This is a genomic window from Streptomyces sp. SID12501 (assembly GCF_010550245.1).
Lineage (GTDB): Bacteria > Actinomycetota > Actinomycetes > Streptomycetales > Streptomycetaceae > Streptomyces.
Map to the genome: position 1 here is coordinate 130,782 of NZ_JAAGLU010000006.1, position 24,924 is coordinate 155,705.

Annotated in this window: 21 protein-coding genes; 13 read left to right on the plus strand and 8 right to left on the minus strand. The window is 71.3% G+C overall.

What is annotated here, in order from left to right; genetic code table 11:
* Positions 1 to 5: 5 nt before the first annotated feature.
* Complete coding sequence (locus G3I71_RS08715) at positions 6 to 422, minus strand: SsgA family sporulation/cell division regulator (RefSeq protein WP_164313365.1); 417 nt, start codon at positions 420 to 422, stop codon at positions 6 to 8.
* A gap of 213 nt (positions 423 to 635) precedes the next feature.
* Here G3I71_RS08715 and G3I71_RS08720 point away from each other — a divergent pair, with 213 nt between their 5' ends.
* The 4 genes from G3I71_RS08720 to mmpA all read left to right on the plus strand — a co-directional run bounded on the left by G3I71_RS08720 (position 636) and on the right by mmpA (position 3,133).
* Positions 636 to 1,715, plus strand: a complete 1,080-nt coding sequence (locus tag G3I71_RS08720; RefSeq protein WP_164313366.1) for an oxidoreductase — start codon at positions 636 to 638, stop codon at positions 1,713 to 1,715.
* A 64-nt stretch (positions 1,716 to 1,779) separates the two neighbouring features.
* Positions 1,780 to 2,106: a plasmid stabilization protein gene (locus tag G3I71_RS08725; protein WP_164313367.1), complete on the plus strand. Its 327-nt coding sequence runs from the start codon at positions 1,780 to 1,782 to the stop codon at positions 2,104 to 2,106.
* A gap of 58 nt (positions 2,107 to 2,164) precedes the next feature.
* Positions 2,165 to 2,863, plus strand: a complete 699-nt coding sequence (locus G3I71_RS08730) for an endonuclease V (RefSeq protein WP_164313368.1) — start codon at positions 2,165 to 2,167, stop codon at positions 2,861 to 2,863.
* A gap of 123 nt (positions 2,864 to 2,986) precedes the next feature.
* Complete coding sequence (gene mmpA / locus G3I71_RS50255; protein WP_203729711.1) at positions 2,987 to 3,133, plus strand: morphogenic membrane protein MmpA; 147 nt, start codon at positions 2,987 to 2,989, stop codon at positions 3,131 to 3,133.
* Between the two features lie 39 nt (positions 3,134 to 3,172).
* Here the strand turns inward: mmpA and G3I71_RS08735 are convergent, their stop codons facing one another.
* Positions 3,173 to 4,360, minus strand: coding sequence for a trans-acting enoyl reductase family protein (locus G3I71_RS08735; RefSeq protein ID WP_164313369.1), 1,188 nt, complete (start codon positions 4,358 to 4,360; stop codon positions 3,173 to 3,175).
* Between the two features lie 208 nt (positions 4,361 to 4,568).
* Between G3I71_RS08735 and G3I71_RS08740 the strand changes: the two genes are divergently transcribed.
* The 3 genes from G3I71_RS08740 to G3I71_RS08750 all read left to right on the plus strand — a co-directional run bounded on the left by G3I71_RS08740 (position 4,569) and on the right by G3I71_RS08750 (position 9,261).
* A complete protein-coding gene (locus G3I71_RS08740; RefSeq protein WP_164313370.1) occupies positions 4,569 to 5,705 on the plus strand; it encodes a CaiB/BaiF CoA-transferase family protein in 1,137 nt (378 codons plus the stop codon).
* 47 nt (positions 5,706 to 5,752) lie between these two features.
* Positions 5,753 to 6,967, plus strand: coding sequence for an acetyl-CoA C-acetyltransferase (locus G3I71_RS08745; protein WP_164313371.1), 1,215 nt, complete (start codon positions 5,753 to 5,755; stop codon positions 6,965 to 6,967).
* Between the two features lie 101 nt (positions 6,968 to 7,068).
* The gene (locus G3I71_RS08750) at positions 7,069 to 9,261 is read left to right on the plus strand and encodes a 3-hydroxyacyl-CoA dehydrogenase NAD-binding domain-containing protein (RefSeq protein ID WP_164313372.1); all 2,193 of its coding nucleotides are present in this window, start codon (positions 7,069 to 7,071) and stop codon (positions 9,259 to 9,261) included.
* A gap of 99 nt (positions 9,262 to 9,360) precedes the next feature.
* On the opposite strand, the gene G3I71_RS08755 is transcribed toward G3I71_RS08750, so the two are convergent.
* On the minus strand, positions 9,361 to 10,836 hold the full coding sequence (locus G3I71_RS08755; protein WP_164313373.1) for a M1 family metallopeptidase: 1,476 nt from the start codon (positions 10,834 to 10,836) through the stop codon (positions 9,361 to 9,363).
* A 239-nt stretch (positions 10,837 to 11,075) separates the two neighbouring features.
* Between G3I71_RS08755 and G3I71_RS08760 the strand changes: the two genes are divergently transcribed.
* A complete protein-coding gene (locus G3I71_RS08760) occupies positions 11,076 to 13,028 on the plus strand; it encodes a Xaa-Pro dipeptidyl-peptidase (RefSeq protein ID WP_164313374.1) in 1,953 nt (650 codons plus the stop codon).
* A gap of 112 nt (positions 13,029 to 13,140) precedes the next feature.
* Here the strand turns inward: G3I71_RS08760 and G3I71_RS08765 are convergent, their stop codons facing one another.
* The gene (locus G3I71_RS08765; RefSeq protein WP_203729712.1) at positions 13,141 to 14,106 is read right to left on the minus strand and encodes an FAD-dependent oxidoreductase; all 966 of its coding nucleotides are present in this window, start codon (positions 14,104 to 14,106) and stop codon (positions 13,141 to 13,143) included.
* Between the two features lie 66 nt (positions 14,107 to 14,172).
* On the opposite strand from G3I71_RS08765, the gene G3I71_RS08770 reads away from it, so the two are divergent.
* Complete coding sequence (locus tag G3I71_RS08770) at positions 14,173 to 15,225, plus strand: oxidoreductase (protein WP_164313375.1); 1,053 nt, start codon at positions 14,173 to 14,175, stop codon at positions 15,223 to 15,225.
* Between the two features lie 48 nt (positions 15,226 to 15,273).
* Positions 15,274 to 16,917, plus strand: a complete 1,644-nt coding sequence (locus G3I71_RS08775) for an ABC-F family ATP-binding cassette domain-containing protein (protein WP_164313376.1) — start codon at positions 15,274 to 15,276, stop codon at positions 16,915 to 16,917.
* 147 nt (positions 16,918 to 17,064) lie between these two features.
* On the opposite strand, the gene G3I71_RS08780 is transcribed toward G3I71_RS08775, so the two are convergent.
* The gene (locus G3I71_RS08780; protein ID WP_164313377.1) at positions 17,065 to 19,440 is read right to left on the minus strand and encodes a Tex family protein; all 2,376 of its coding nucleotides are present in this window, start codon (positions 19,438 to 19,440) and stop codon (positions 17,065 to 17,067) included.
* 194 nt (positions 19,441 to 19,634) lie between these two features.
* Between G3I71_RS08780 and G3I71_RS08785 the strand changes: the two genes are divergently transcribed.
* Both G3I71_RS08785 and G3I71_RS08790 read left to right on the plus strand, forming a co-directional pair.
* The gene (locus G3I71_RS08785) at positions 19,635 to 20,597 is read left to right on the plus strand and encodes a GlxA family transcriptional regulator (protein WP_164313378.1); all 963 of its coding nucleotides are present in this window, start codon (positions 19,635 to 19,637) and stop codon (positions 20,595 to 20,597) included.
* A 15-nt stretch (positions 20,598 to 20,612) separates the two neighbouring features.
* Positions 20,613 to 21,248: a DJ-1/PfpI family protein gene (locus G3I71_RS08790; protein ID WP_164313379.1), complete on the plus strand. Its 636-nt coding sequence runs from the start codon at positions 20,613 to 20,615 to the stop codon at positions 21,246 to 21,248.
* Here the strand turns inward: G3I71_RS08790 and G3I71_RS08795 are convergent.
* Positions 21,235 to 21,999 (minus strand): enoyl-CoA hydratase/isomerase family protein, encoded by a 765-nt coding sequence (locus G3I71_RS08795; protein ID WP_164313380.1) that lies wholly within the window; start codon positions 21,997 to 21,999, stop codon positions 21,235 to 21,237. The genes G3I71_RS08790 and G3I71_RS08795 overlap by 14 nt on opposite strands.
* Before the next feature lie 243 nt (positions 22,000 to 22,242).
* Here G3I71_RS08795 and G3I71_RS08800 point away from each other — a divergent pair, with 243 nt between their 5' ends.
* Positions 22,243 to 22,752 (plus strand): ATP-binding protein, encoded by a 510-nt coding sequence (locus tag G3I71_RS08800; RefSeq protein WP_164313493.1) that lies wholly within the window; start codon positions 22,243 to 22,245, stop codon positions 22,750 to 22,752.
* 106 nt (positions 22,753 to 22,858) lie between these two features.
* Here the strand turns inward: G3I71_RS08800 and idi are convergent, their stop codons facing one another.
* Positions 22,859 to 23,455, minus strand: a complete 597-nt coding sequence (idi, locus tag G3I71_RS08805) for an isopentenyl-diphosphate Delta-isomerase (RefSeq protein WP_164313381.1) — start codon at positions 23,453 to 23,455, stop codon at positions 22,859 to 22,861.
* Between the two features lie 231 nt (positions 23,456 to 23,686).
* A complete protein-coding gene (locus G3I71_RS08810) occupies positions 23,687 to 24,625 on the minus strand; it encodes a cation diffusion facilitator family transporter (protein WP_164313382.1) in 939 nt (312 codons plus the stop codon).
* Positions 24,626 to 24,924: the final 299 nt, after the last annotated feature.

The following is a 24,924-nucleotide window of genomic DNA, read 5'->3' on the forward strand; positions in this document are numbered from 1 at the left end:
GGCTGTCACAGGGCGTCGCGCATCAGCTCCGCGAGGTCGCGGTCCAGGTCCGTCTGGAGATGCTCCAGGCCGACGGGTACCAGCTCGGTGGTGGCCGCCAGGAAGTGCCGCAGCTCGCCCGAGCGGACATGCACGACCGCGGTCCCCTCGGGGGCGTGGAACTCCAGCACCGTACGGTCGTAGCCGTACGGCCGCACTCGTACGTCGCCGTGGCCCTGCGGCTCCCGCATGCCGTCGGCGAGGAGTTCGCGGGCGAAGGTCCAGCAGACCTCCACGCCCTCCAGCGTGGCCGGCGCGGGGAAGGTCATCCGGACCGCGAACGGGTCGCTCCGGTCGTAGGTGAGCGTTGCGGGAATGCTCGTCATCCGCGGTGCGGCGGCGACGAGACGGGCATCTACGAGCTGCTCGATGACGGTGAACAACGCCTTGCTCCCTTGTGACGGTTGGCCGGACTCCGGGATGGAACGGTCCGCACACTGAGAGAGACGCTGGAACGAGCCAATCAGTGCACCTGAAATTCGAGTGACCTCTGTCACCGAGTTCATTCACTGCTACGTTCGCCGGCCATGAGGATCATGAGAATCATGGGGATACAGCGACAGAACAGGCGCACGAGTCGGACGAGGCGAACGGTGATGGCAGGCGCGTACGCGGCGGCGCTCGCCGCCGTGGCCGCCGGACCGGCCGTACCCGCGCAGGCGTACGAGGGGACGAGTGCCGTGTGGGGAGCCGGGCACCGGGCGCCGCACTGGGCGCCGAAGGACAGCGGCACCACCGACGTCCGCTTCCGTGGACTGTCCGCCGTCAGCCGGAGCACCGCCTGGCTCGCCGGCACCCAGGGCACCGTCCTGCGCACCACCGACGGCGGAACGAGCTGGCGAAACGTCTCTCCGCCGGGTGCGGCCGAGCTCCAGTTCCGGGACATCGAGGCGTTCGACGCGCGGCGCGCCGTGGTCCTCGCCATCGGCGAGGGTGAGGCCTCCCGGGTCTACCGCACCGACGACGGCGGCGAGACCTGGACCGAGTCCTTCCGCAACACCGACGCCAGGGCCTTCTACGACTGCCTCACCTTCTTCGACAGCCGCCACGGCCTCGCGATGAGCGACCCGGTGGACGGGAAGTTCCGCATCCTGTCCACCAGCGACGGCGGACGTTCCTGGACCGTGCTCCCCAGCGCCGGCATGCCGGCCGCGCTGGAGGGCGAGGCGGGCTTCGCGGCGAGCGGACAGTGCCTGGTGAGTTCGGGGCCGCGTGACGTGTGGCTGGCCACGGGCGGAGGTGCACGCGCGCGTGTGCTGCACTCCGCCGACCGCGGGCTCACCTGGACGGCCACCGACACCCCGATACCGGCGGGCGACCCGGCCCGCGGCGTCTTCGCGCTCGCCTTCCGCGACCGCACGCACGGACTGGCCGTCGGCGGCGACTACCGCGCCGACCAGGCCTCCCCGCGCGCGGGGGCGGTCACCGCGAACGGCGGTCGCACCTGGACGACGGCGACCGCACCGCCGCCCGCCTACCGCTCCGGCGTCGCCTGGCTCCCGTACGGCCGCACTGCGGCGCTCGCGGTCGGCCCGACCGGCACCGACCTCACCACGGACGCGGGGCGCACCTGGAAGACCGTCGACACGGGCTCGTACGACACCGTGGACTGCACCCCCGACCTGGGCTGCTGGGCCGCCGGCGAGAAGGGCCGGGTGGCACGGCTCGAATCCTGAGGCCCGGGTACCCGTTCACCGGAACGGCACGAGAAGGCAGCGCGAGCCGAGGGAGTGAACGGCCATGCCACGTGGTGCGAGCCCCAAGCGGGAGCGCCAGTACGAACACAGCAAGGACAGCGCGCTGGACCGGGGCGAGAGCGGGAAGCGCGCCGAGGAGATCGCCGCGCGGACCGTCAACAAGGAACGCGCCCGGTCCGGCGAGTCCAGGACCGCCGGCCGTACGTCCACCGAGGACATGTCGTCCGCCGAGCGCGGCGGACAGCGCTCGCACAAGGGTGCCCAGGGACCCACCTACGACCAACTGTACGAGGAGGCCAAGAAGCGGAACGTGAACGGCCGCTCGGGCATGAACAAGGCGCAGCTGAAGAAGGCCCTCGGCGACAAGTGAGGCGGCGGGAGGCCTGTGGCGGGTAGCCGGTCGCCCGGCCCGTACCCTCGTCGTCACCATGGTGATGACGACGACCGTACCCATCCCGGCGGGCTGGCCCGCGACCGAGGAACGGGCCCGCGAGGTCCAGGACGAGCTGTGCCTGCGGGTGGTCCTGGACGAGCCGGGACCGCCGGCCGGGACCGGGCACGTCACGGGCGTCGACGTCGCCTACGACGACGAGCGGGACCTCGTCGTGGCCGCCGCGGTCGTCCTGGACGCGGCGAGCCTCGACGTCGTCGCCGAGGCCACGGCCACCGGGCGGGTCCCCTTCCCGTACGTGCCCGGCCTGCTCGCGTTCCGCGAGATCCCGGCCGTCCTGGCCGCTCTGGACGCGCTGCCCGTCCCGCCCGGCCTCGTCGTCTGCGACGGCTACGGCCTGGCCCACCCGCGCCGTTTCGGCCTCGCCAGCCACCTGGGTGTCCTCACCGGCCTGCCCACGATCGGCGTCGCGAAGAACCCGTTCACCTTCGCCTACGAGGAGCCGGGGCCCCGGCGCGGGTCGGCGTCCCCGCTTCTGGCGGGCACCGAGGAGGTCGGCCGCGCCCTGCGCACCCGGGACGCGGTCAAACCGGTGTTCGTCTCGGTCGGCCACCGCACGTCCCTCGACACGGCCTGCGCCCACACCCTGGCGCTCACCCCGGCCTACCGCCTCCCGGAGACGACCCGCCGGGCGGACGCCCTGTGCAGACGGGCCCTGAAGGAAGCCACCGCCTGACGGAGGCGACCGTCCGAGGCAATCAGGCAATCAGGCAATCAGGTGATCCGGTGATCATCTGAGTACGTGTTCTGAGTACTTGTACGGATGTCGGCGGCCCTGAGCTGTCGGCAGGCTGTGTGCATGACCACGCACCGAGCCCCGAAGCCCCTCGCCAGCCCGGCCCAGCCCGTCGAGCGCGCCGTCACGGCCGCACTGATCGTCGCCGTACTGGCGGGACTCGCCTGGATCGGCGGCATGATCTACACGGTCACCGGCTGGGCCCAGTAAGCCGCAGAAGAGCTTCTTGAGCTCTGACGGCCCGGCCGGTCACCTGCTGGCCGCGACCCGGAACGTGATCCCCGCCTTGCGCAGGCGTTCGATCAGCGCGTCGCCCATCGCCACGGCGGTGGTGACCTGACCGGCCGTCGCCGGGAGATCGTCGAAGGCCAGGGAGAGCGCGGACTCGGCGAACATCTTCGCCGTCTCGTCGTAGCCGGGGTCGCCTCCCGACACCTCCGTGAACACCCGCTGTCCGCCGCCCTCACCCACGAACCGCACCGAGAACCAGCTCTTCGCCCGCCGCTCCGCGCTCGGCCCGTCACCAGGCTGCAGCCGTCCGGACAGCCAGCGCCGTGCGGGCGGCAGCTGGGCCGCCGCGAACACCGCACCGGCGGCGGCGACTCCGCCCACCGCGAAGGGCAGCCGCCGTACCGCCGCGTAGTGGCGGTAACGGAAATCGGGGCCGTACCGTTCCAGCGCGCGTGCCGAGCGCACCACGACCTGCGGGTCGATGGTGGGCAGCGGCAGCGCCCAGGCGCCGACCTCCCCGGCGTACCGGGGTACGCCCGCGGGTGCGGTCGCCCGGCGGCCCAGCAGCCGCGGCTCGTGGCGTCGGCGGTCGCGTGCGGCGGCCAGCATCCGGGGTCCCCGGGAGAACTGGTTGAGCGCCGAGGCGAAGGTGCCGCCCGAGAACATCGCCTCGGTGCGCACGAACCCGTCCACGGTCAGCGGCACCCCCTCGGGCAGCTGCGCGACGGTGAAGTACGCGCCCAGGTCGTGCGGGACGGAGTCGAAACCGCAGGCGTGCACCAGTCGGGCGCCGGTCTCCCGCGCGCGTGTGTCGTGCCGGACGTACATCAGGTCGACGAACTCGGGCTCACCGCTGAGGTCGAGGTAGTCGGTGCCGGCGTCCGCGCAGGCGGCGACCAGTTCCTCGCCGTACGTCAGATAGGGGCCGACCGTCGTGGCCAGCACGCGCGCGTGGCCGGCGAGTTCGCGCAGCGAGGCCGGATCGGACACGTCCGCCACCAGCACCCCGGCCTCGGCGGCCCCGCCGATGCCCGTGAGGCGCTCCCGCAGCCGCTCCAGCTTGTCCAGGTCGCGGCCGGCGACCGCCCAGCGCAGATCCTCGGGCGCGTGCGCGGCGAGGTATTCGGCGGTGAGCGCGCCGACGAAGCCAGTGGCTCCGAACAACACGATGTCGTACGGGCGTTCCGCCCTGCTCGGCCTGTTCATGACACCCCTTGCTGTGCATCCCGCGCCGTTGTCGGTGGTCGAGGCTAGCGTGAGGTGGATCGATCTCGCGCGGCCGGTCGTTGTCCGGAAGGAAGCGGCTTGGCCAAGCGCTTGCTTAATCAACGTCCTGCGAAGCCTTGTGCGGAGCGGAACGCGTTCCTAGCATCGCTGGTGTCACATCGGTTCGTGTCACGGGAGTGGGGGCTCGATGTCAGTCGCGGGGACCACGGGAAGCGGCCCGCTCGCCGGGGTGCGGGTGGTCGAGCTGGCGGGCATCGGGCCCGGCCCGTTCGCCGCCATGCTCCTCGCCGACCTGGGCGCCGACGTGGTGCGGGTGGACCGGCCCGGGGGCAGCGGACTCGCCGTCAACCCCGAGTACGACGTGACGAACCGCAACAAGCGGTCGGTGATCGTCGACCTGAAGGCGGCCGACGGACCCTCCCGCGTCCTGGACCTGGCCACCCGCGCCGACATCCTGGTCGAGGGCTACCGCCCGGGCGTCGCCGAGCGCCTCGGCATCGGACCCGAGACCTGCCACGCCCGCAACCCGAGGCTCGTCTACGGCCGGATGACGGGCTGGGGCCAGGAGGGCCCGCTCGCCCGCCGCGCCGGGCACGACATCGCCTACCTCGCCCCGACCGGCACCCTCGGCCTGATCGGCAGCCCGCACGAACCGCCGCCCGCCCCGGCCAACCTCCTCGGCGACTACGCGGGCGGCTCCCTCTACCTCGTCGTCGGCGTCCTCGCCGCCCTCCATCACGCGCGCGCGACAGGCACCGGTCAGGTCGTGGACGCCGCGATCGTCGACGGTGCCGCCCACCTCGCCACGATGATCCACGGCATGCTCGCGGCAGGCGGCTGGCAGGACCGGCGCGGCGCCAACCTCCTCGACGGCGGCTGCCCGTACTACGGGACCTACGAGACCGCCGACGGCCGGTACATGGCGGTCGGCGCCCTGGAACCGCAGTTCTACGCGGAGTTCCTCGACCTGCTCGGCCTCCCGGAGCACTCCGGCGCCCGCAAGGACATCGCCCGCTGGAACGACCTGCGCGAGGCCGTCACGGCCCGCTTCAGAACCCGTACGAGGGACGAGTGGACGGCCGTCTTCGAGGGTTCCGACGCCTGTGTGGCGCCCGTCCTCTCGCTGCGCGAGGCCCCGCACCACCCGCACCTGGCCGCCCGCGGCACCTTCACCGACCACGGCGGCATCACCCAGCCCGCCCCCGCGCCCCGCTTCTCCGTCACCCACACGTCGATCCACAGCGGCCCCGCCCAGCCCGGCGCCGACACGGAGGACGTGGCGCGCGACTGGGACGTGCCCCGACTCCTGCGGGACGGCGGCTGACCCCCTGCCTGCCCCGCTCGCCCAACCCACCCCCGAAAGGCCCACCAGTGAGCACCGAAGCGTATGTGTACGACGCGATCCGCACCCCGCGCGGACGCGGCAAGGCGAGCGGGGCCCTGCACGGCACCAAGCCCGTCGATCTCGTCGTCGGCCTCATCCACGAGATCAGGAACCGCTTCCCGGACCTCGACCCGGCCGCGATCGACGACATCGTGCTGGGCGTCGTCGGACCGGTCGGCGACCAGGGTTCCGACATCGCGCGGGTCGCCGCGGTCGTCGCCGGACTGCCGGACACGGTGGCCGGCGTCCAGGAGAACCGCTTCTGCGCGTCGGGTCTGGAGGCCGTCAACATGGCCGCCGCCAAGGTGCGTTCGGGCTGGGAGGACCTCGTTCTCGCGGGCGGGGTCGAGTCGATGTCACGGGTGCCGATGGGCTCGGACGGCGGCGCCTGGTTCAACGACCCGATGACCAACCTGGCCGTCAACTTCGTGCCGCAGGGCATCGGCGCCGACCTCATCGCCACCGTCGAGGGCTTCTCGCGGCGCGACGTCGACGAGTACGCGGCCCTGTCCCAGGAGCGGGCGGCGACGGCGACGAAGGAAGGCCGCTTCGAACGGTCCCTCGTCCCGGTGAAGGACCGCAACGGCCTCGTCGTCCTCGACCACGACGAACACCTGCGCCCCGGCACCACGGCCGACTCCCTGGCCCGGCTGAAGCCGTCGTTCGCGGACATCGGCGACCTGGGCGGCTTCGACGCCGTGGCGCTCCAGAAGTACCACTGGGTCGAGAGGATCGACCACGTCCACCACGCGGGCAACTCCTCCGGCATCGTGGACGGCGCCTCGCTGGTCGCCATCGGTTCCCGGGAGGTCGGCGAGCGTTACGGGCTGCGTCCGCGCGCGCGGATCGTCTCCGCCGCCGTGTCCGGCTCGGAGCCCACCATCATGCTCACCGGTCCGGCGCCCGCCACCCGCAAGGCGCTCGCCAAGGCCGGGCTGACCATCGACGACATCGACCTCGTCGAGATCAACGAGGCGTTCGCGGCCGTCGTCCTGCGCTTCGCACGGGACATGGGTCTGCCCCTCGACAGGATCAACGTCAACGGTGGCGCCATCGCGCTCGGCCACCCGCTCGGCGCCACCGGCGCGATGATCCTCGGCACGCTCATCGACGAACTGGAGCGCCAGGACAAGCGGTACGGCCTCGCCACCCTGTGCGTGGGCGGCGGCATGGGCATCGCGACGATCGTCGAACGGATCTGAACTCCCGGCGGAACCGGCCGAATCGGCGGAGCCGGCGCATGAGTGGTTCAGCCGACCCAGCGGCATCAAGAGACTTCTGAGCTTCTACGGAGATTCCCGTCATGACACAGAGCACCACCATCCGCTGGGAACAGGACCGCACCGGTCTCGTCACCCTCGTCCTCGACGACCCGGCCCAGTCCGCGAACACCATGAACCAGGCGTTCCGGGACTCCCTCGCGGTGGTCACCGACCGTCTGGAGGCCGAGAAGGACACGATCCGCGGCATCATCCTCACCTCCGCCAAGAAGACGTTCTTCGCGGGCGGCGACCTGCGCGACCTGATCCGGGTCACCTCCGACACGGCCCAGGAACTGTTCGAGGGCGGCCTCGCCATCAAGCGCGACCTGCGTCGTATCGAGACCCTGGGCGTGCCGGTGGTCGCGGCGATGAACGGCGCAGCCCTGGGCGGCGGTTACGAGCTCGCGCTGGCCTGCCACCACCGGGTCGCGCTCGACGCGCCGGGTACGAAGATCGGCTGTCCCGAGGTCACCCTCGGCCTGCTCCCCGGAGGCGGCGGGGTCGTCCGTACGGTACGCCTGCTGGGCATCGCCGACGCGCTGCTGAAGGTGCTGCTCCAGGGCACCCAGTACAGCCCCCAGCGCGCCCTGAAGAACGGCCTGATCGACGAAGTGGCCGCCACGCAGGACGAGTTGATGGCCAAGGCCCGCGCCTTCATCGACGCCAACCCCGAGTCGCGGCAACCCTGGGACAGGCCCGGCTACCGTATTCCGGGCGGCACCCCGGCCAGCCCCCGGTTCGCGGCGAACCTGCCCGCCTTCCCCGCCAACCTGCGCAAGCAGACGAACGGCGCGCCCTACCCGGCCCCGCGCGGCATCCTCGCGGCGGCCGTCGAGGGCGCCCAGGTCGACTTCGAGACCGCGCAGGTCATCGAGGCCCGCTACTTCGTGGAACTGGCCGCCGGACAGACCTCGAAGAACATGATCCAGGCGTTCTTCTTCGACCTCCAGGCCGTCAACTCGGGCGCCAACCGCCCCAAGGGCGTCGAACCGCGCCCGGTCCGCAGGGTGGCGGTCCTCGGCGCCGGGATGATGGGCGCGGGCATCGCCTACTCGTGCGCCCGCGCGGGCATCGAGGTCGTCCTCAAGGACGTCTCCGCGGAAGCCGCGGCCCGGGGGAAGAACTACTCCGAGAAGCTGTGCGCGAAGGCGGTCTCCCGGGGACGCACGACCCAGGAGAAGGCGGACGAGCTGCTGGCCCGGATCACGCCGACCGCGGATCCGCAGGACGTGGCGGGCTGCGACGCGGTGATCGAGGCGGTCTTCGAGGACCCGGCCCTGAAGCACAAGGTGTTCCAGGAGATCCAGCACCTCGTCGCACCGGACGCGCTGCTCTGTTCCAACACCTCGACGCTGCCCATCAGCGCCCTCGCCGAAGGGGTCGAACGGCAGGGCGACTTCGTCGGACTGCACTTCTTCTCGCCGGTCGACAAGATGCCGCTCGTCGAGATCATCAAGGGCGAGCGGACGGGGGAGGAGGCGCTGGCGCGGGCCTTCGACCTGGTCCGCCAGATCAGGAAGACCCCGATCGTCGTCAACGACTCGCGCGGCTTCTTCACCTCACGGGTCATCGGTCACTTCATCAACGAGGGCGTGGCGATGGTCGGCGAGGGCATCGAGCCCGCGTCGGTCGAACAGGCGGCGGCGCAGGCCGGTTACCCGGCGAAGGTGCTGTCCCTCATGGACGAACTGACGCTGACCCTGCCGCGCAAGATCCGGGCGGAGTCCAGGCGGGCGGTGGAGGAGGCGGGCGGTACATGGGTGACGCATCCCGCCGAGGCGGTGATCGACCGCATGGTGGACGAGTTCGGCCGTACCGGGCGGAGCGGGGGCGGAGGCTTCTACGAGTACGGGGAGGACGGCAAGCGGGCGGGGCTGTGGCCGGGACTGCGGGAGCACTTCGCGCGTGAAGGCGGGGAGGGCGGGGAGGGTACGCGGATCCCGTTCAAGGACATGCAGGAACGGATGCTGTTCTCGGAGGCGCTGGACACGGTGAGGCTGCTGGAGGAGGGCGTGCTCACGTCGGTCGCCGACGCCAACATCGGCTCGATCTTCGGGATCGGGTTCCCGGGATGGACGGGCGGTGTCCTCCAGTACATCAACGGTTACGAGGGCGGCCTGCCGGGCTTCGTGGCGCGGTCGCGCGAGCTGGCGGAGCGGTACGGGGAGCGCTTCGCTCCGCCGGCGCTGCTGGTGGAGAAGGCGGCGAAGCGGGAGGGGTTCGGGGACGGGTAACGTCCCTGCCGCCCCCGTCCTGGGGGCGGCGCCTCCCCAGCCCTCGCCGATGATCGGACTGGAAACGGGTGGATGGGTGGCTGGGTGGGTGGGAAAAATTCAGTGCCCCTCGTGCACCGAGTTCGTCGCCGCGATCTCCCTCCAGGACTTCGGCGGCACCGGAACGACCGACGCCCGCGCCGCAGGCGCACCCGGCTTGGACGCCTGGAACAGCCAGGCGTCGAACAACGCCCCCAACGACTCGCCGGACACCTGTTCGGCGTACGCCCGAAAGTCGGCTACGGACGCGTTGCCGTACGCGAACTTCGTGGGCCACCCCTTCAGGATCGCGAAGAAGTCCGCGTCGCCGATCTCGTTGCGCAGCGCCTGGAGGGCCAGTGCGCCCCGGTCGTAGACGGCCAGGTCGAACTGGTTCTCGGGTCCCGGGTCGCCCGGCTTCACGGTCCAGAACGGGTCGTCGGCCGGGTGCAGGGCGTACACGTAGTCGGCGAGTTCCTGCGCCGTGCCCTCGTCCTCGTGTTCGGACCACAGCCACTGGGCGTACCGGGCGAAGCCCTCGTTGACCCAGATGTCCTTCCAGCCGGCGACGGACACGTCGTCGCCGTACCACTGGTGGGCCAGCTCATGGACGACGACGGAGACGTTCGTACCGTTCGCGAACTGGCGCGGGCTGTAGAAGGGCCGCGTCTGCGTCTCCAGCGCGTACCCCGTGTTCGTGTTCGGGACATACCCGCCGAGCGCGTTGAAGGGGTAGGGGCCGAAGTATCCCGCCAGCCAGTCCGCGACCTCGCCGGTCCGCTCGACGCTCGCCCGTGCGGCCCCGTAGTTGTCGCCGAGGTCCTTGCTGTAGGCGTTGACGACCGGGATGCCGCTCTCGGTCGTCCCGGTCGTGAGGTCGAACCGACCGACCGCGAGGGTGGCGAGATACGTGGCCTGCGGCTTGTTGGAGCGCCAGTTGTAGCGGGTCCAGCCGAGGCGTGAACTCGTCGACTGGAGCGTGCCGTTGGAGATCGCCTGCGAGCCGTCCGGGACGAGCACCGAGACGTCGTACGTGGCCTTGTCGAGCGGGTGGTCGTTGCTCGGGAACCACCACCAGGCCGACTCGGGCTCGTTCGCGCCGACGCCGCCGTCCGGGGTGCGGTGCCAGCTGGTGAAGCCGTACGCCTGCTTCGACGAGGGAACTCCGCTGTACCGCACGACGACGGTCACCGCCGAACCCTTGGGCAGAGGAGTGCGCGGAGTGATCTCCAGTTCGTGCTCGCCGGAGGTGGCGAAGACGGCCCGGACGCCGTTGACGCGGACCTCGTCGACTTCCAGCAGGAAGTCCAGATCGAACCGAGACAGATCCTGGGTCGTGGTCGCGAGGAGGGTCGCCGTGCCCTCCAACTCGTCCGTGGCGGGCTGGTACTTGAGCCGAAGGTCGTAGTGCGAGACGTCGTATCCGCCGTTGCCGTACGCCGGATAGTAGGGGTCGCCGATGCCCGGCGCCCCGGGGACGTAGCTCGCGGCCGATGCCGGGATCGCCAGCAGCAGGGCGGCCGTGAGCGTGCCGGGGGCGATGAGTCTGCGGTGCACGAGAGCTCCAAGTCGTAGAGGCAGTCGTAGCCGTGGGGGGAAGGTGAGTCTGTCCGGAGCCTATTCATTCACTGTGGCCCCACGCGTGTTCACAGCCACCGCTGTCACACGATCGCCATTCGGCCGCCACGTGCCGCCCACCGCACAGACCGTTCTCAGCCACCTCATGGCCACTTCAACCCCTCCTGCCCCTCAGCTGCCCTCTTCTGCGCGGGAGTTGACCGATGTACCGTCCGCGCATGCCGATACGCACGCGCCTCACGGCCTGGAGAACGCTCGCCATGGCGGCCACCGCCGCCCTCACGGCCGCCCTGCTCACCCCGGCCGTCGCCCACAGCGCCCCCCGGGAGAGCAGACCCGTCTACTCCTACGACAACGCGATCCGCGAGGCCGTCTGGGTGGACACCGGACTCGACGGCGACAGCGACGGGAAGAGCGACCGCGTCGCCGTCGACATCGTCCGGCCGAGTGAACCCGCCGCGCAGGGCCGCAAGATCCCCGTGATCATGGATGCCAGCCCCTACTACTCCTGCTGTGGACGCGGCAACGAGGGTCAGCGCAAGACGTACGACGCGAGCGGCAACGTTGTCCAGATGCCGCTGTTCTACGACAACTACTTCGTGCCACGCGGCTACGCCTTCGTCGGCGTCGACCTGGCAGGCACCAACCGCTCCGACGGTTGCGTCGACATCGGCGGACGCTCCGACATCCAGTCCGCGAAGGCCGTCGTCGACTGGCTGAACGGCCGAGCCAAGGGCTACACGAGCCGCACAGGCACCAGCCGCGCCAAGGCGTCCTGGACCAACGGCAGGACGGGCATGATCGGCAAGAGCTACGACGGCACGATCGCCAACGGCGTCGCCGCCACCGGGGTCAAGGGCCTCAAGACGATCGTCCCGATCAGCGCCATCTCCTCCTGGTACGACTACTACTTCGCCAAGGGCGCCCCCCTCTACGACTCCGGCCCCGAATGGCTGTCCGACTACGTCGAGAGCCCGGCCGCCCGCGCCAAGTGCGCCGCCGTACAGCAGAAGATCGTCGACGGGGCCCCACGCACCGGTGACCGGACGCCGTTCTGGACCGAGCGTGACTACGCGAAGGACGCCCGGAAGGTCAGGGCCAGCGTCTTCGTCATCCACGGTCAGCAGGACCTCAACGTCCGCCCCAAGCACTTCGGCCAGTGGTGGGACGCCCTCGCGAAGCACGGCGTCGAGCGCAAGATCTGGCTCTCCCAGACCGGCCACGTCGACCCCTTCGACTTCCGCCGCGCCACCTGGGTCGACACCCTGCACCGCTGGTTCGACCACGAACTGCTCGGCTACGACAACGGCATCGACGACGAGCCCATGGCCGACATCGAACGCCACCCCGACCAGTGGGTCACCTCGTCGGTCTGGCCGCCCCGCGCCCCGCACACGGTGAGCCTGCGCCCCGGCACCGGCGAACAGCCCGGCGTCGGCACCCTGGGTCTGCGGGGGCAGTCCGGCACGGCGACGTTCACCGACGACCCGAGCCTGAGCGAGACCGACTGGTCCGCGCAGATCGACAGCCCGACGCCCGGCAATGCCGGCTTCACCACCAAGCCGCTGACCAAGGCCCTGCGCGTGTCCGGCTCGTCCACGGTGACCGTGACGGCCACCCCGAGCACCTCGACGGCCCATCTGACCGCCGTCCTGGTCGACCTCGGCCCCGACACCATCCGGGACTACGCCGACGGTGCCGAAGGCATCACCACGCTCACCGACCGCACCTGCTGGGGCCCGAGCACCACCGGCGACAGCTCCTGCTTCCGCTCCACGCAGGCGAAGACGACACCCGTCGACTACACGATCTTCAGCCGGGGCTGGGCCGACCTGGGCAACCACGCCTCGGCCACCAAGGGCGTCCCGCTCACCCCGGGCAAGCGCTACACGATCACCCTCGACCTGCACGCGAGCGACCACGTCATCCCGGCGGGCCACCGCCTCGCCCTGATCGTCGCGGGCACGGACAAGGACCTCATCGACCCTCCGTCGACCACCCCGACCCTGACGCTCGATCTGTCCCGTACGACGGCCAGGGTCCCCCTCGTCGGCGGTGCGGGCGCGTTCGCGCGGGCCACGACCGGTACCGTCGCGGCCACCCCGGGCCCGTCCCTCCTCGACGGCGTCCGCGATCCGCGCGCCGCCCACCGCATCCCGGGAACCGTATGAAACCGCGCCCGACCGCGCTGATCGCCGCACCCCTGCCCTTCGTCCAGCGGGCGCCTTACCACCTGACGGCGGGCGAGCCGGGCACCGACTGCTGACCTGAGACGCGGCGGGGTTACGCCCGGGGCTGGTCCTCACCACCCCCGGCGAGCCTCGCCGCCTCCAGCGCGCATCCCCAGGCGACCGTGATCCCCGCGCCGCCGTGTCCGTAGTTGTGCACCAACACCTGCCCGCCGGATAGGAGTTCACGGTCCAGCCGCACCGCGTGGCGGGTGGGTCGCAGCCCGATCCGGTGGCCGAGCACCCGTGCCCCGGCGATCTCCGGCCGCACCGCCGCACAGCGCCGCACGATCTCCTGCGCCACCGCCGGATCGGGCACGAGCGACCATTCGTCCTCATCGGCCGTGCCGCCCAGGATCAGGCCGCCCGGCTGCGGAAAGAAGTACGTGGTCTTCGCGGCGCCGTGCCCCGCCGCCGTGAACCAGGTCGTGATCCCCGGGTTCTCCACGACGACCAACTGCCCCCGAACGGGACGCACCGCCGGATCGGGCACGAGCTCGCGTGCTCCGAGCCCCGTGCAGTTGACGACGACGTCCGCCCCGCCGGCCCCCGCGGCCTCGGCGAGGTCCTGGACGGACCGTTCCTCCACCACACCACCCGCCGCGAGGAACCGCTCCCGCAGCCACCCCAGATGCACCGGCATGTCGATCAACGGCAGCCGGGCCCAGAGCCCTTGGTCCGTCTCCCGCAGCTCCGGCACCCGAGCGGCCCACGGCCCCAGCCCGTCCAGCCGCTGCCCTTCCTGTACACCCTCGACCATGCGTACGCCCGTCTCCCCGGGCCGCTGCGCCAACTCCGCGTAGACGGACAGCGACGCGAGCGCCCACTCCCCGGCGGACTCCTCCGGCTCGATCCGGTACGGCCACCACAGCGCGCCCGCAACCGCCGAGGTGGTCAGCTCGGCGGGCTCCCGCGTCCACACCCGGACCCGGCTCCCGCGCTCGGCCAGCACCACCGCCGTCGTCAGCCCGATGACCCCGCCGCCGACCACGATCACTTCACCGCTCCGCCGCTTCTCCATCGAGGGACCGTAGCGGAATATGTCATGCCGTGCTCAGATCGGTCCCAGTCTGGGGATACTCACAACATGTCTGCCGACTACGCGACCTTCGGCCTGGCACCGGCGATGCGTGCCGGTGGAGTCCTCGCCAACGGTGACTACCAGGTCCACCGGGACTTCCTCGACTTCATCGTCGACGGCCGCCCCCTCCTCTACCAGCTGTCCGACCTCGACGCGGTCTCCCCGCTCGCCTCCGACATCCCGCCCGCGATCTTCACCGCGCAGGTCCGCGGCCTGCTCCTGGAGGCCGACGCCCCCCTGGCGGGCGGCCGGTACATCATCTACGGCTGTCCAGAGTGCGCCGACCTGGAGTGCGGCGCCGTGACGGCGGCCATCGAGAAGGACGGCGACGACTACGTGTGGCGCGACTTCGCCTGGCAGACGGACACCCACGCCGACCTGGAGCTCAACGGCTACCACGGCATCGGGCCCTTCCGCTTCCCGGGCGCCGAGTACCGGGACGCGCTCGGCTCCCTCCTCGACACCGCGGAGACCGCCGAGGCCGCGCACTCCGCCGAGTCCGGTGCGGCCCGCCGCCGGGTCCTGTTGATCGGCGCCCGCGTCGCCGTCCTCGCCAAGCTCGCCGCCGCGCTGCGCACCATCGGCATCGGCGCGGACATCACCCGGGACGCCACGGACGTGCCCGCCGACGAGCTGCGCGGCTATGGCGCCGTCGCCTTCGGCCGGGCGATCGACGAGGCGGAACGTGCCGCCGTACGCCGCTCCTTCGACCACGCGGGCGTCGAGGTGGCGTACGTCGACGGTCTCGCCCCGATCATCCCGCTCCTCGTCGCACAGATCGAACACGCTCTGGACCGCAGCCCGTTGGAACAACGCCGCCTCACCCACCTGGTCGCCGCCGACGGCGAGGCGGGCATAGAGGTCACCTCCACCTGTCGCGTCCACCTCACCGCGTACCGCCTGGACCGCCTGTACCGCACCCACACGCTCGACGTCTTCGACGGCATCCTCGAGCCCGGCCGGCACCGCATCGCCCTGGACGCGAAGGCGGTGAAGGGGGAGTCGTTCATCGTGGCGCGCACGTCGGGAACCGTGCTGGTGGAGCCGATGGCCCGGTGAAATCCCGGACGCGGGCCCCCGCCGTCGGGAGTTAGGATCGGCCTCCTGATGACTGCCACTCTCGTCGCCAAGAATCTCGCCGCCGGCCACGGCGACCGCTCCCTCTTCTCCGGGCTCGACCTCGTCGTCGCGCCCGGAGACGTGATCGGGCTCGTCGGTGCCAACGGCGCGGGCAAGTCCACGCTCCTGAAGATGCTGGCCGGGCTGCTCCCGCCCGAGCAGGGCGAACTGCGCCTCTCCCCGCCGAGCGCGAGCGTCGGCCATCTCCCGCAGGAGCCGGAGCGCCGGGAGGGCGAGACCGTCCGCGAGTTCCTCGCGCGCCGCACGGGCGTGGCCGAGGCCCAGCGGGTGATGGACGAGGCTACGCAGGCGCTGGTGGACGGCTCCCCGGGCGCGGACGACGCGTACTCGGTGAGCCTGGAGCGCTGGCTCGACCTCGGCGGCGCCGACCTCGACGAACGGGCGGAGGAGGTCACCGGCTCCCTGGCCCTGACCGTGGACCTGGACCAGCCGATGACGTCCCTGTCGGGCGGCCAGGCGGCAAGGGCGGGCCTCGCCTCCCTGCTCCTCTCCCGCTACGACGTCTTCCTCCTCGACGAGCCGACGAACGACCTGGACCTCGACGGCCTCGAACGCCTGGAACGCTTCGTCAAGGGCCTGCGCGCGGGCACGCTCGTGGTCAGCCACGACCGTGAGTTCCTCACCCGCACGGTCACCAAGGTCCTCGAACTCGACCTCGCCCAGCAGCAGATCAAGCTGTACGGCGGCGGCTACGAGGCCTATCTGGAGGAGCGGGACGTCGCCCGAAGGCACGCCCGCGACGACTTCGACGAGTACGCCGACAAGAAGTCCGCGCTTCAGGACCGGGCCCAGATGCAGCGCGGCTGGATGGACAAGGGCGTCAAGAACGCCCGGCGCAAGGCGAACAACGACAACGACAAGATCGGCCGCAAGTTCCGCAGCGAGGCCAGCGAGAAGCAGGCCGCGAAGGCCCGCCAGACCCAGCGCATGATCGAACGGCTGGACGTGGTCGAGGAGCCGCGCAAGGAGTGGGAACTGCGCATGGAGATCGCGGCGGCCCCGCGCTCCGGCTCGGTCGTCGCGACCCTGCGGGACGCGGAGGTGCGCCGCGCGGGCTTCACGCTCGGCCCGGTGACCGTACAGATCGACTGGGCGGACCGGATCGCGGTCACGGGCGCGAACGGCGCCGGAAAGTCGACCCTGCTGGGTGCCCTGCTGGGCCGCGTCCCCCTGGACGCGGGCCACGCGACGCTCGGCTCGGGTGTGGTGGTCGGCGAGGTGGACCAGGCCCGCAAGCTCTTCCTCGGCCCCGAGGCGCTGCTGGACGCGTTCTGTGAGGCGGTCCCCGACACGGAACCGGCGGAGGTCCGCACGCTCCTGGCCAAGTTCGGCCTGAAGGCGGAACACGTCCTGCGCCCGGCGGCGACCCTGTCCCCCGGCGAGCGCACGAGATCAGCCCTGGCACTGCTCCAGGGCCGGGGCGTGAACCTCCTGGTCCTGGACGAGCCGACCAACCACCTCGACCTCCCGGCCATCGAACAACTGGAACAGGCCCTCGACACCTACGAGGGCACCCTGCTCCTGGTGACCCACGACCGCAGAATGCTGGACGCGGTACAGGTGACCCGCCGCTTCGAGGTGGTGGACGGCAAGGTGTCGGAGCTGGCGTAGCCCCAAAGGGGCGCGGGGCTGTATCTTTCTGCGGCTCCGCCGCGGGGCGCGACCAACCCCCACCGGGCCCGCGCCGACGAACCGCACAGCACCAGCACCGGGTGCCCTCACAACAAGGGCACCCGGCAACACCCCCTCACCGCAAGCTCACCGCCGCTTGGGATCCACCAGCCCAGCCTTCCGCAACGCATCAGCCATCGCGCTGTTCCCCGGCGCAGGCGTCCCCTGCCGGGCCCCTCCACCCCCTTGCCCCTGACCCTGCCGCTGCTGCCGAGGCTGAGGCGGCCGGCCGCCACGCTGCTGAGGCCGCCCCCCGCCACCCTGCTGCTCCCCGGAGGCCACCGCCTCGTCGTCCAGCCGCAGCGTCAGCGAGATCCGCTTCCGCGGGATGTCGACGTCGAGCACCTTCACCTTGACGATGTCACCGGACTTCACGACATCGTGCGGGTCCTTGACGAACGTCTTGGACATCGCGGACACATGCACCAGGCCGTCCTGGTGGACGCCGACATCCACGAACGCTCCGAACGCCGCCACGTTCGTGACCACACCCTCCAGCACCATCCCGGAGGTCAGGTCGCCGATCTTCTCGACCCCTTCCTTGAACGTGGCCGTCGCGAAGGCGGGTCGCGGGTCGCGCCCGGGCTTCTCCAGCTCGCGCAGAATGTCCGTCACCGTCGGCAGACCGAACTTCTCGTCGACGAAGTCATCGGGCCGCAGCGACCGCAGCACCGCCGTGTTCCCGACCAGCGACGCCACCGCGCTGCCCGCCGACTTCACCATCCGCCGCACCACCGGATACGCCTCCGGGTGCACACTCGACGCGTCCAGCGGATCGTCCCCGCCCCGGATCCGCAGGAACCCCGCACACTGCTCGTACGCCTTCGGCCCGAGCCGCGCGACACTCTTCAGCTGGGATCGTGAGGTGAACGGCCCGTTGGCGTCACGGTGCGCCACGATGTTCTCCGCGAGCCCGGAGGAGATGCCGGAGACCCGCGAAAGCAGCGGCGTGGAAGCCGTGTTGACGTCGACACCCACACCGTTCACACAGTCCTCGACCACCGCGTCCAGCGACCGCGACAGCTTCATCTCGGACAGGTCGTGCTGGTACTGCCCGACCCCGATCGACTTCGGGTCGATCTTCACCAGCTCGGCCAGCGGGTCCTGCAGTCGCCGTGCGATCGACACAGCCCCGCGCAACGAGACGTCCATGCCAGGCAGTTCCTGCGAGGCGAACGCCGACGCCGAGTACACGGACGCGCCCGCCTCGGACACCATCACCTTGGTGAGCTTCAACTCCGGGTGCTTGGCGATGAGTTCACCGGCGAGCTTGTCCGTCTCGCGGGACGCGGTACCGTTGCCGATCGCGACCAGGTCGACCGAGTGTTCCTTGGCGAGCCGCGCCAGCTTGGCGACCGCCTCGTCCCACTTGTTCGCCGGTACGTGCGGATAGATCACGTCCGTGGCGACCGCCTTGCCCGTCGCGTCCACCACGGCCACCTTCACGCCCGTACGGAACCCGGGGTCCAGCCCCAGCGTCGAGCGGGTGCCGGCCGGGGCGGCCAGCAGCAGGTCGCGCAGGTTCGCCGCGAACACGTTGACCGCCTCGTCCTCCGCGACCGTACGCAGCCGCAGGCGCACGTCGATGCCGAGGTGCACCAGGATCCGGGTCCGCCAGGCCCAACGCACGGTGTCCTTCAGCCACTTGTCGCCGGGACGGCCGCGCTCGGCGATCCCGAAACGGTGGGCGATGATCCCCTCGTACGAGGAAGGGCCCTCCGTCGCCTCCTCCGGCTCCAGGACCAGGTCGAGGACGTCCTCCTTCTCGCCGCGCAGCATCGCGAGGATGCGGTGCGAGGGCAGGGCGGTGAAGGGCTCGGTGAAGTCGAAGTAGTCGGCGAACTTCGCGCCCGCCTCCTCCTTGCCCTCCTTCACCTTGGCGGCCAGCCGACCGCGCACCCACATGCGCTCGCGCACCTCGCCGATCAGGTCGGCGTCCTCCGAGAAGCGCTCGGTGAGGATCGAGCGGGCGCCGTCCAGCGCGGCCTGCGGATCGGCGACGCCCTTGTCGGCGTCGACGAAGGCCGCAGCCGCGGCGAGCGGGTCCACGGACGGGTCCCCGAGCAGCCCCTCGGCCAGTGGCGCCAGGCCCGCCTCGCGCGCGATCTGCGCCTTGGTCCGCCGCTTCGGCTTGAACGGCAGGTAGATGTCCTCCAGGCGCGCCTTCGTCTCGGCCCCGCGGATCTGCGCCTCGACCTCCGGCGTCAGCTTGTCCTGCTCGCGCACCGATTCGAGGATCGCGGCCCGCCGCTCCTCCAGCTCCCGCAGATAGCGCAGTCGTTCCTCCAACGTGCGCAGCTGCGCATCGTCGAGCATCTCGGTCGCTTCCTTGCGGTAGCGGGCGATGAAGGGCACCGTCGAACCACCGTCGAGCAACTCGACCGCGGCCCTCACCTGCCGCTCCCGTACGCCGAGTTCCTCGGCGATCCTGCCTTCGATGGACCCTACGAGGGGTGTCGTCACGATCCCGTACCGCCTTCTCCACTGAGGTTGCGCGGCAATTGTGGCAGGTGGCACCGACATCCGGGGCTCAGGGCGCCACACGGCTCGCGGGGACCGGGAGAGACCGGCCATCGGGCCACCGCACAACAGGTGTGGCAGGAAAGGTGGGAAATTCGTCATTGCAGCCATCACCCGCGTCCGCCAAGAATCGGGGCATGGCGCAGCGAACCGTTCTCGTCGTCCTCTTCGACGGCGTCCAGAGCCTTGATGTCACGGGCCCCGTCGAGGTGCTCGCGGGTGCCTCCACCGGGCATCCGGGCAGTTACCGCATCCGTACGGCTTCACTGACCGGCGAGCCGGTACGCGCCTCCGGCGGCCTCACCCTCGTACCGGACGGGACCCTCGCCGACGCCCCGGTGCCGCACACCCTCCTGGTCCCCGGCGGCCCGGGCACCCGCCCCGCCGACCCACGCCTGGTCGACTGGCTGCGCGTGCACGGGCCGTGCCCCGAACGGCTGGTGTCCGTCTGCACGGGAGCGCTCCTGCTCGCCGCCGCCGGCCTCCTGGACGGTCTGCGCGCGACCACTCACTGGGCGTACTGCGACCGACTCGCCCGCGACCACCCGGCCGTCGAGGTCGACCCCGAGCCCATCTACGTACGCGACGGCCGGGTGATGACATCCGCCGGAGTCACCGCCGGGATCGACCTCGCCCTCGCGATCGTGGAGGAGGACCTCGGCCGTGACACCGCGCTCGCCGTCGCCCGTCATCTGGTCGTCTTCCTGCGCCGGCCGGGAAACCAGGCCCAGTTCAGCGCCCAGCTCGCCGTACAGACCGCCCGGCGTGAGCCGCTGCGCGAGGTCCAGCACTGGATCTCCGAACACCCGGACGACGACCTGGGCGTCGAGTCCCTCGCCGCCCGCGCCCGTCTCTCACCCCGCCACTTCGCCCGCGTCTTCCGCACCGAGACCGGCATCACGCCGGGCCGGTACGTAGACCGGGTCCGTCTCGAACACGCCCGGCGCCTCCTGGAGGACACCTCCGACGGCATCGAGAGGATCTCGCGCGCCAGCGGTTACGGCACCCCGGAGGCCATGCGCCGCGCCTTCGTCAGAAGCCTCGGCACGGCCCCGGCGGAGTACCGCCGCCGCTTCCGCCCCGCACCCGCCGCCCACTGAAAGGCAGACCACACCATGCAGATCGCCCTGCTGCTCTTCGACCGCTTCACCGCCCTGGACGCGGTCGGCCCGTACGAGATCCTCAGCCGGCTCCCGGGCGCGGAGACCGTCTTCGTCGCCGAGGAGACCGGGCCCGTCCGCAACGACAGCGGCACCCTCGCGCTCACCGCCGACCGCGCCCTGGCCGACGTACCGAACCCCGACATCGTGGTCGTCGCCGGTGGGCCCGGCCAGTCCGCGCAGATGGACAACGAGGTGCTGCTCGGCTGGCTGCGCACCGCCGACGCGACCAGCACCTGGACGACCTCCGTGTGCACCGGCTCGCTGCTCCTGGCCGGCGCCGGCCTGCTCACCGGCCGCCGCGCGACCTCGCACTGGCTGGCCCTGGACGAACTCCCGAAGTACGGCGCCGAACCCACGGGCGAGCGGGTCGTGACCGACGGCAAGTACGTCACCTCCGCCGGGGTCTCCTCCGGCATCGACATGGCCCTCACCCTGAGCGGCCGGATCGCGGGCGACGAGCACGCCCGGACCGTACAGCTCGCGACGGAGTACGACCCGCAGCCGCCCTACGACGCCGGCGCCCCGCACAAGGCACCCGCACACCTGGTCGAACTGCTGCGCTCCCACAGCCGGTTCATCCTGAGGTAGGCGACGCCGGTCCCGCCCAGGTGAAGCCGGGGGGACGGCGCTCCAGGAACGCGGCGACGCCCTCCGCGGCCTCGCCGCTCTCCCGCGCCTGCTCGGCCCAGTACTCGTCCCGGTCGGTGCGCCCGTCCGCGAACTCCTTCGCCGCCGCCTGCGTGAGCCGCGAGCGCGAGACGAGGACACGGGTGAACTCCGCGACCCGCTTGTCGAGTTCACCCCCGGGCAGCACCTCGTCGAGGAACCCGGTGCGCAGCGCGTGCTCCGTGTCGATCAACTCGCCGGAGAACAGCAGGTACTTGGCCGTCGCCGGACCCACCAGAGCCGCCAACCGCCGCGTGGACGAAGCCGAGTACACCAGGCCCAGCTTCGCCGGAGTCACCCCGAACAGCGACCCCTCCTCGGCGAACCGCAGATCGCAGGCCGCCGCGAGCTGCGCCCCGCCGCCCACACAGTGCCCACGGATCGCCGCGAGCACCGGCTTCGGAAAGGCCGCGAGCGCGTCCTCCGCCAGCACCGCCAGCCGCTGCGCCTCCTCCGGGGAGCCCTGGAGCGTCGAGATGTCGGCCCCCGCGCAGAACGTGCCGCCCGCTCCCGTGAGCACCAGGACGTGGACGTCCGGATCGGCGGCCAGGGTGGCGAGCAGCGGCGGCAGCGCACGCCACATGCCGGCCGTCATGGCGTTGCGCTTGGCCGGGTGGCGGATGACGACGGTGGCGATCCCGTCGGCGGCACTGTGAGTCAGTTGCGGCTCCATGCGCCGGATCGTATCCGCCGGTGGCGGACGTCCCGACGAGGGCGGCACCAAACACGTACAACCCGAATAGTTCACGAAGTCGGCACGGCGTGACCAGGTCCAGTCGTATGCGGGCTCGCGTCGCACGCCATCTGTCAGAAGCGCTCGATTCGTGCTGACTTCTGTTCAGTTCTCCGGTGGGGACCCGTCGTTGCCAACACTCATCGTGTGGTGACAATCGAGCGCGAGGGCGGCGACCGAACGATGGACAACCCTGGGCGCGAGTCCGGCTCACGCCCAGCGGACGACGACGTACCCGTGGAGCGGAGACCTCCGGATCCGCTTCCCTACGAAGGGGTCTGGAGGTTCACCGCACCCGCTGTCGACGCGTCCGTCCCGCAGGCCCGGCACGCCGTCCGGGACCTGCTGTACCGGCAGGGTGTACCGGCCCCGCCGGACCTGGTGCAGGGACTGCTGCTGATCGTCTCGGAGCTGGCGACGAACGCCGTCCGGCATGCGGCGGTCCTGTCGCCGACACTCGCCGTGGAGGTCGCCGTCGGCGCCGAGTGGGTGCGGGTGTCCGTGGAGGACAACCACCCCTACCGCCCCACCGCCCTGGAGGCCGACCACGGCCGGACCGGCGGACGCGGTCTGCTCCTGGTCCGCGAGGTCACCAGGGAGGCGGGCGGAGTCTGCGACATCGAGCACACGGCGAGCGGCGGCAAGGTCGTCTGGGCGGCGCTGCCCCTCACCTCCGCACAGGGCCGGCCGTAGGGCCTGTCCGGAGTTCCCCCGCGGCGTCACGACGCCCGGCACGCCGATCGCACGCACCGAACGCCGCTCCTTGATCCACGGGGAAACTCCGGACAAGCCCTGGCCGTCACCAGCCGGCGGACGGGCCCGTCAGCTCCCGGACCGCAGGGCGCGCCGCGTCCAGAACGGTCATGAACCAGGCCGAGAACGGGTCCTTCGCATGCCGCTCCGCCAGCTCGGCCGGGGTCACGAAGGCCGTGTCCCCGACCTCCTCCGGGTCGGGCGCGAGCGGCGACTGCGCCACCCCGACGAACAGGTGGTTGTACTCCTGCTCCACCAGGCCCGACTCGGGGTCGGGGTGGTTGTAGCGGACCGTGCCCGCCTCGGCGAGCAGCGACGGGGAGGTCCCCAGCTCCTCGTACGTCCGCCGGGCCGCCGCCGCGAAGGGCGCCTCACCGGGGTAGGGGTGGCCGCAGCAGGTGTTGGACCAGACACCGGGGGAGTGGTACTTGCCCAGGGCGCGCTGCTGGAGGAGCAGTCGGCCCTGCTCGTCGAAGAGGAAGACGGAGAACGCCCGGTGCAGCCTGCCCGGTGGCTGGTGGGCGGAGAGCTTCTCGGCGGTGCCGATCGTCGTGCCGTTCTCGTCGACCAACTCGAGCAAGATCGCTTCTGCGGTGCCGTTCGACGAACTGTTGTGCGTCGCGGTGGCAGGTGTGATCGGCATACCCATCCTTCGCCTCGGTCTTCGAGCCCCAAGTCTGCCGTACGAATCCGGCACTCCCGGCACTTCGCGGCATCCCCCGCCGGTCCGGCGCGAAAGCGGCCCGACGGTGACCGGAAAGTCAATCGTGCCCTGTTCCCCTGCCCGGGAACCGCCCGCGAGGGGGGCTTGAAGAGGGAGACGACGGCGCGCGCCGGACGGCTGCGTTCCGTCTGTGACGCGCGCCGGACGGGCTCAGTGGCACAGCTTCGACTCGTGCTCCGCGTGCCCGCTCGGCTCCAGCTGGAAGGTGCAGTGCTCCACGTCGAAGTGGTCGCCCAGACAGCCCTGGAGCTCGTGCAGCATCTTCTCGTGCCCGATCCCGCTCAGCACGTCCGAACTGACGACCACGTGCGCCGACAGCACCGGCATCCCGGACGTGATCGTCCAGGCGTGCAGATCGTGTACGTCCTCCACGCCGGGCAGCGCCACTATGTGGGCTCGTACCTCCGCCATGTCGACGCCCCGGGGAGCCGCCTCCAGCAGCACGTTCAAGGTCTCGCGCAGCAGCTTCCAGGTACGCGGGACGATCATCAGACCGATGACGACCGAGGCGATGGGGTCGGCCCGCTGCCAGCCCGTCGTCATGATGACCACCGCCGAGACCAGCACCGCCGCCGAGCCCAGTGCGTCCGCGACGACCTCCAGGAAGGCCCCGCGCACGTTCAGGCTCTCCTTCTGGCCGCGCATCAGCAGCGTCAGCGAGATCATGTTCGCGACCAGGCCGATCAGACCGAAGACGACGGTCACCCCGCCCTCGGTCTCCGCGGGCGTGACGAACCGCTGGATCGCCTCGTACAGGACGTATCCGCCGACGCCGAGCAGCAGCAGACAGTTGGCGAGCGCGGCGAGGATCTCGGCGCGGGCGTACCCGAAGGTGCGGTTGCCGGTCGGCGGGCGGTTCGCGAAGTGGATCGCGAGCAACGCCATGCCGAGACCCAGCGCGTCCGTCGCCATGTGCGCAGCGTCCGCGATGAGCGCGAGCGAGTCGGCGACGATCCCGCCGACGATCTCGACGACCATGACGGTGAGCGTGATGGCCAGCGCGATACGCAGCCGCCCGCGGTGCGCCGCTGCCGCCGTACCCGTGGTCGGCGCGCCGTGCGCGTGTCCGTGATCGTGCCCAGCCCCCATGGAAGCCGCCTCCTGGTGTGCGTCCCGAGTCCCGTCCTGAGTCCCGTCCCGGGATCAGTGAACTACGGGTGGGGGGTATGTGGCAACGCGGCACTGAACACCGTTGTCATGTGCCCTGACCTGCGGAAACGAAGTGCAGGTCAGCGAGTGCGGAGATCGCCACGGTTCGACGGGTGGGGACATGACGGGGGAGGCCGCGGCGGTCCTTGACGCGGGTCACGGTTTGTGCGAGGCGTGCCGGGTCACTCATGATGATCCGGCCGAGGCGACCGCCGGTCCGCCGGAATCGGCCCCTGAAC

Coding starts and splice junctions, on each gene's coding strand:
- G3I71_RS08720 (WP_164313366.1), top strand. CDS start 636: ATGGCAGGCGCGTACGCGGCGGCGCTCGCCGCCGTGGCCGCCGGACCG.
- mmpA (WP_203729711.1), top strand. CDS start 2,987: ATGACCACGCACCGAGCCCCGAAGCCCCTCGCCAGCCCGGCCCAGCCC.
- G3I71_RS08760 (WP_164313374.1), top strand. CDS start 11,076: ATGCCGATACGCACGCGCCTCACGGCCTGGAGAACGCTCGCCATGGCG.
- idi (WP_164313381.1), bottom strand. CDS start 23,455: ATGCCGATCACACCTGCCACCGCGACGCACAACAGTTCGTCGAACGGC.
- G3I71_RS08750 (WP_164313372.1), top strand. CDS start 7,069: ATGACACAGAGCACCACCATCCGCTGGGAACAGGACCGCACCGGTCTC.
- G3I71_RS08770 (WP_164313375.1), top strand. CDS start 14,173: ATGTCTGCCGACTACGCGACCTTCGGCCTGGCACCGGCGATGCGTGCC.
- G3I71_RS08795 (WP_164313380.1), bottom strand. CDS start 21,999: ATGGAGCCGCAACTGACTCACAGTGCCGCCGACGGGATCGCCACCGTC.
- G3I71_RS08725 (WP_164313367.1), top strand. CDS start 1,780: ATGCCACGTGGTGCGAGCCCCAAGCGGGAGCGCCAGTACGAACACAGC.
- G3I71_RS08810 (WP_164313382.1), bottom strand. CDS start 24,625: ATGGGGGCTGGGCACGATCACGGACACGCGCACGGCGCGCCGACCACG.
- G3I71_RS08740 (WP_164313370.1), top strand. CDS start 4,569: ATGTCAGTCGCGGGGACCACGGGAAGCGGCCCGCTCGCCGGGGTGCGG.
- G3I71_RS08730 (WP_164313368.1), top strand. CDS start 2,165: ATGGTGATGACGACGACCGTACCCATCCCGGCGGGCTGGCCCGCGACC.
- G3I71_RS08735 (WP_164313369.1), bottom strand. CDS start 4,360: ATGAACAGGCCGAGCAGGGCGGAACGCCCGTACGACATCGTGTTGTTC.
- G3I71_RS08800 (WP_164313493.1), top strand. CDS start 22,243: ATGGACAACCCTGGGCGCGAGTCCGGCTCACGCCCAGCGGACGACGAC.
- G3I71_RS08775 (WP_164313376.1), top strand. CDS start 15,274: ATGACTGCCACTCTCGTCGCCAAGAATCTCGCCGCCGGCCACGGCGAC.
- G3I71_RS08790 (WP_164313379.1), top strand. CDS start 20,613: ATGCAGATCGCCCTGCTGCTCTTCGACCGCTTCACCGCCCTGGACGCG.
- G3I71_RS08785 (WP_164313378.1), top strand. CDS start 19,635: ATGGCGCAGCGAACCGTTCTCGTCGTCCTCTTCGACGGCGTCCAGAGC.
- G3I71_RS08765 (WP_203729712.1), bottom strand. CDS start 14,106: ATGGAGAAGCGGCGGAGCGGTGAAGTGATCGTGGTCGGCGGCGGGGTC.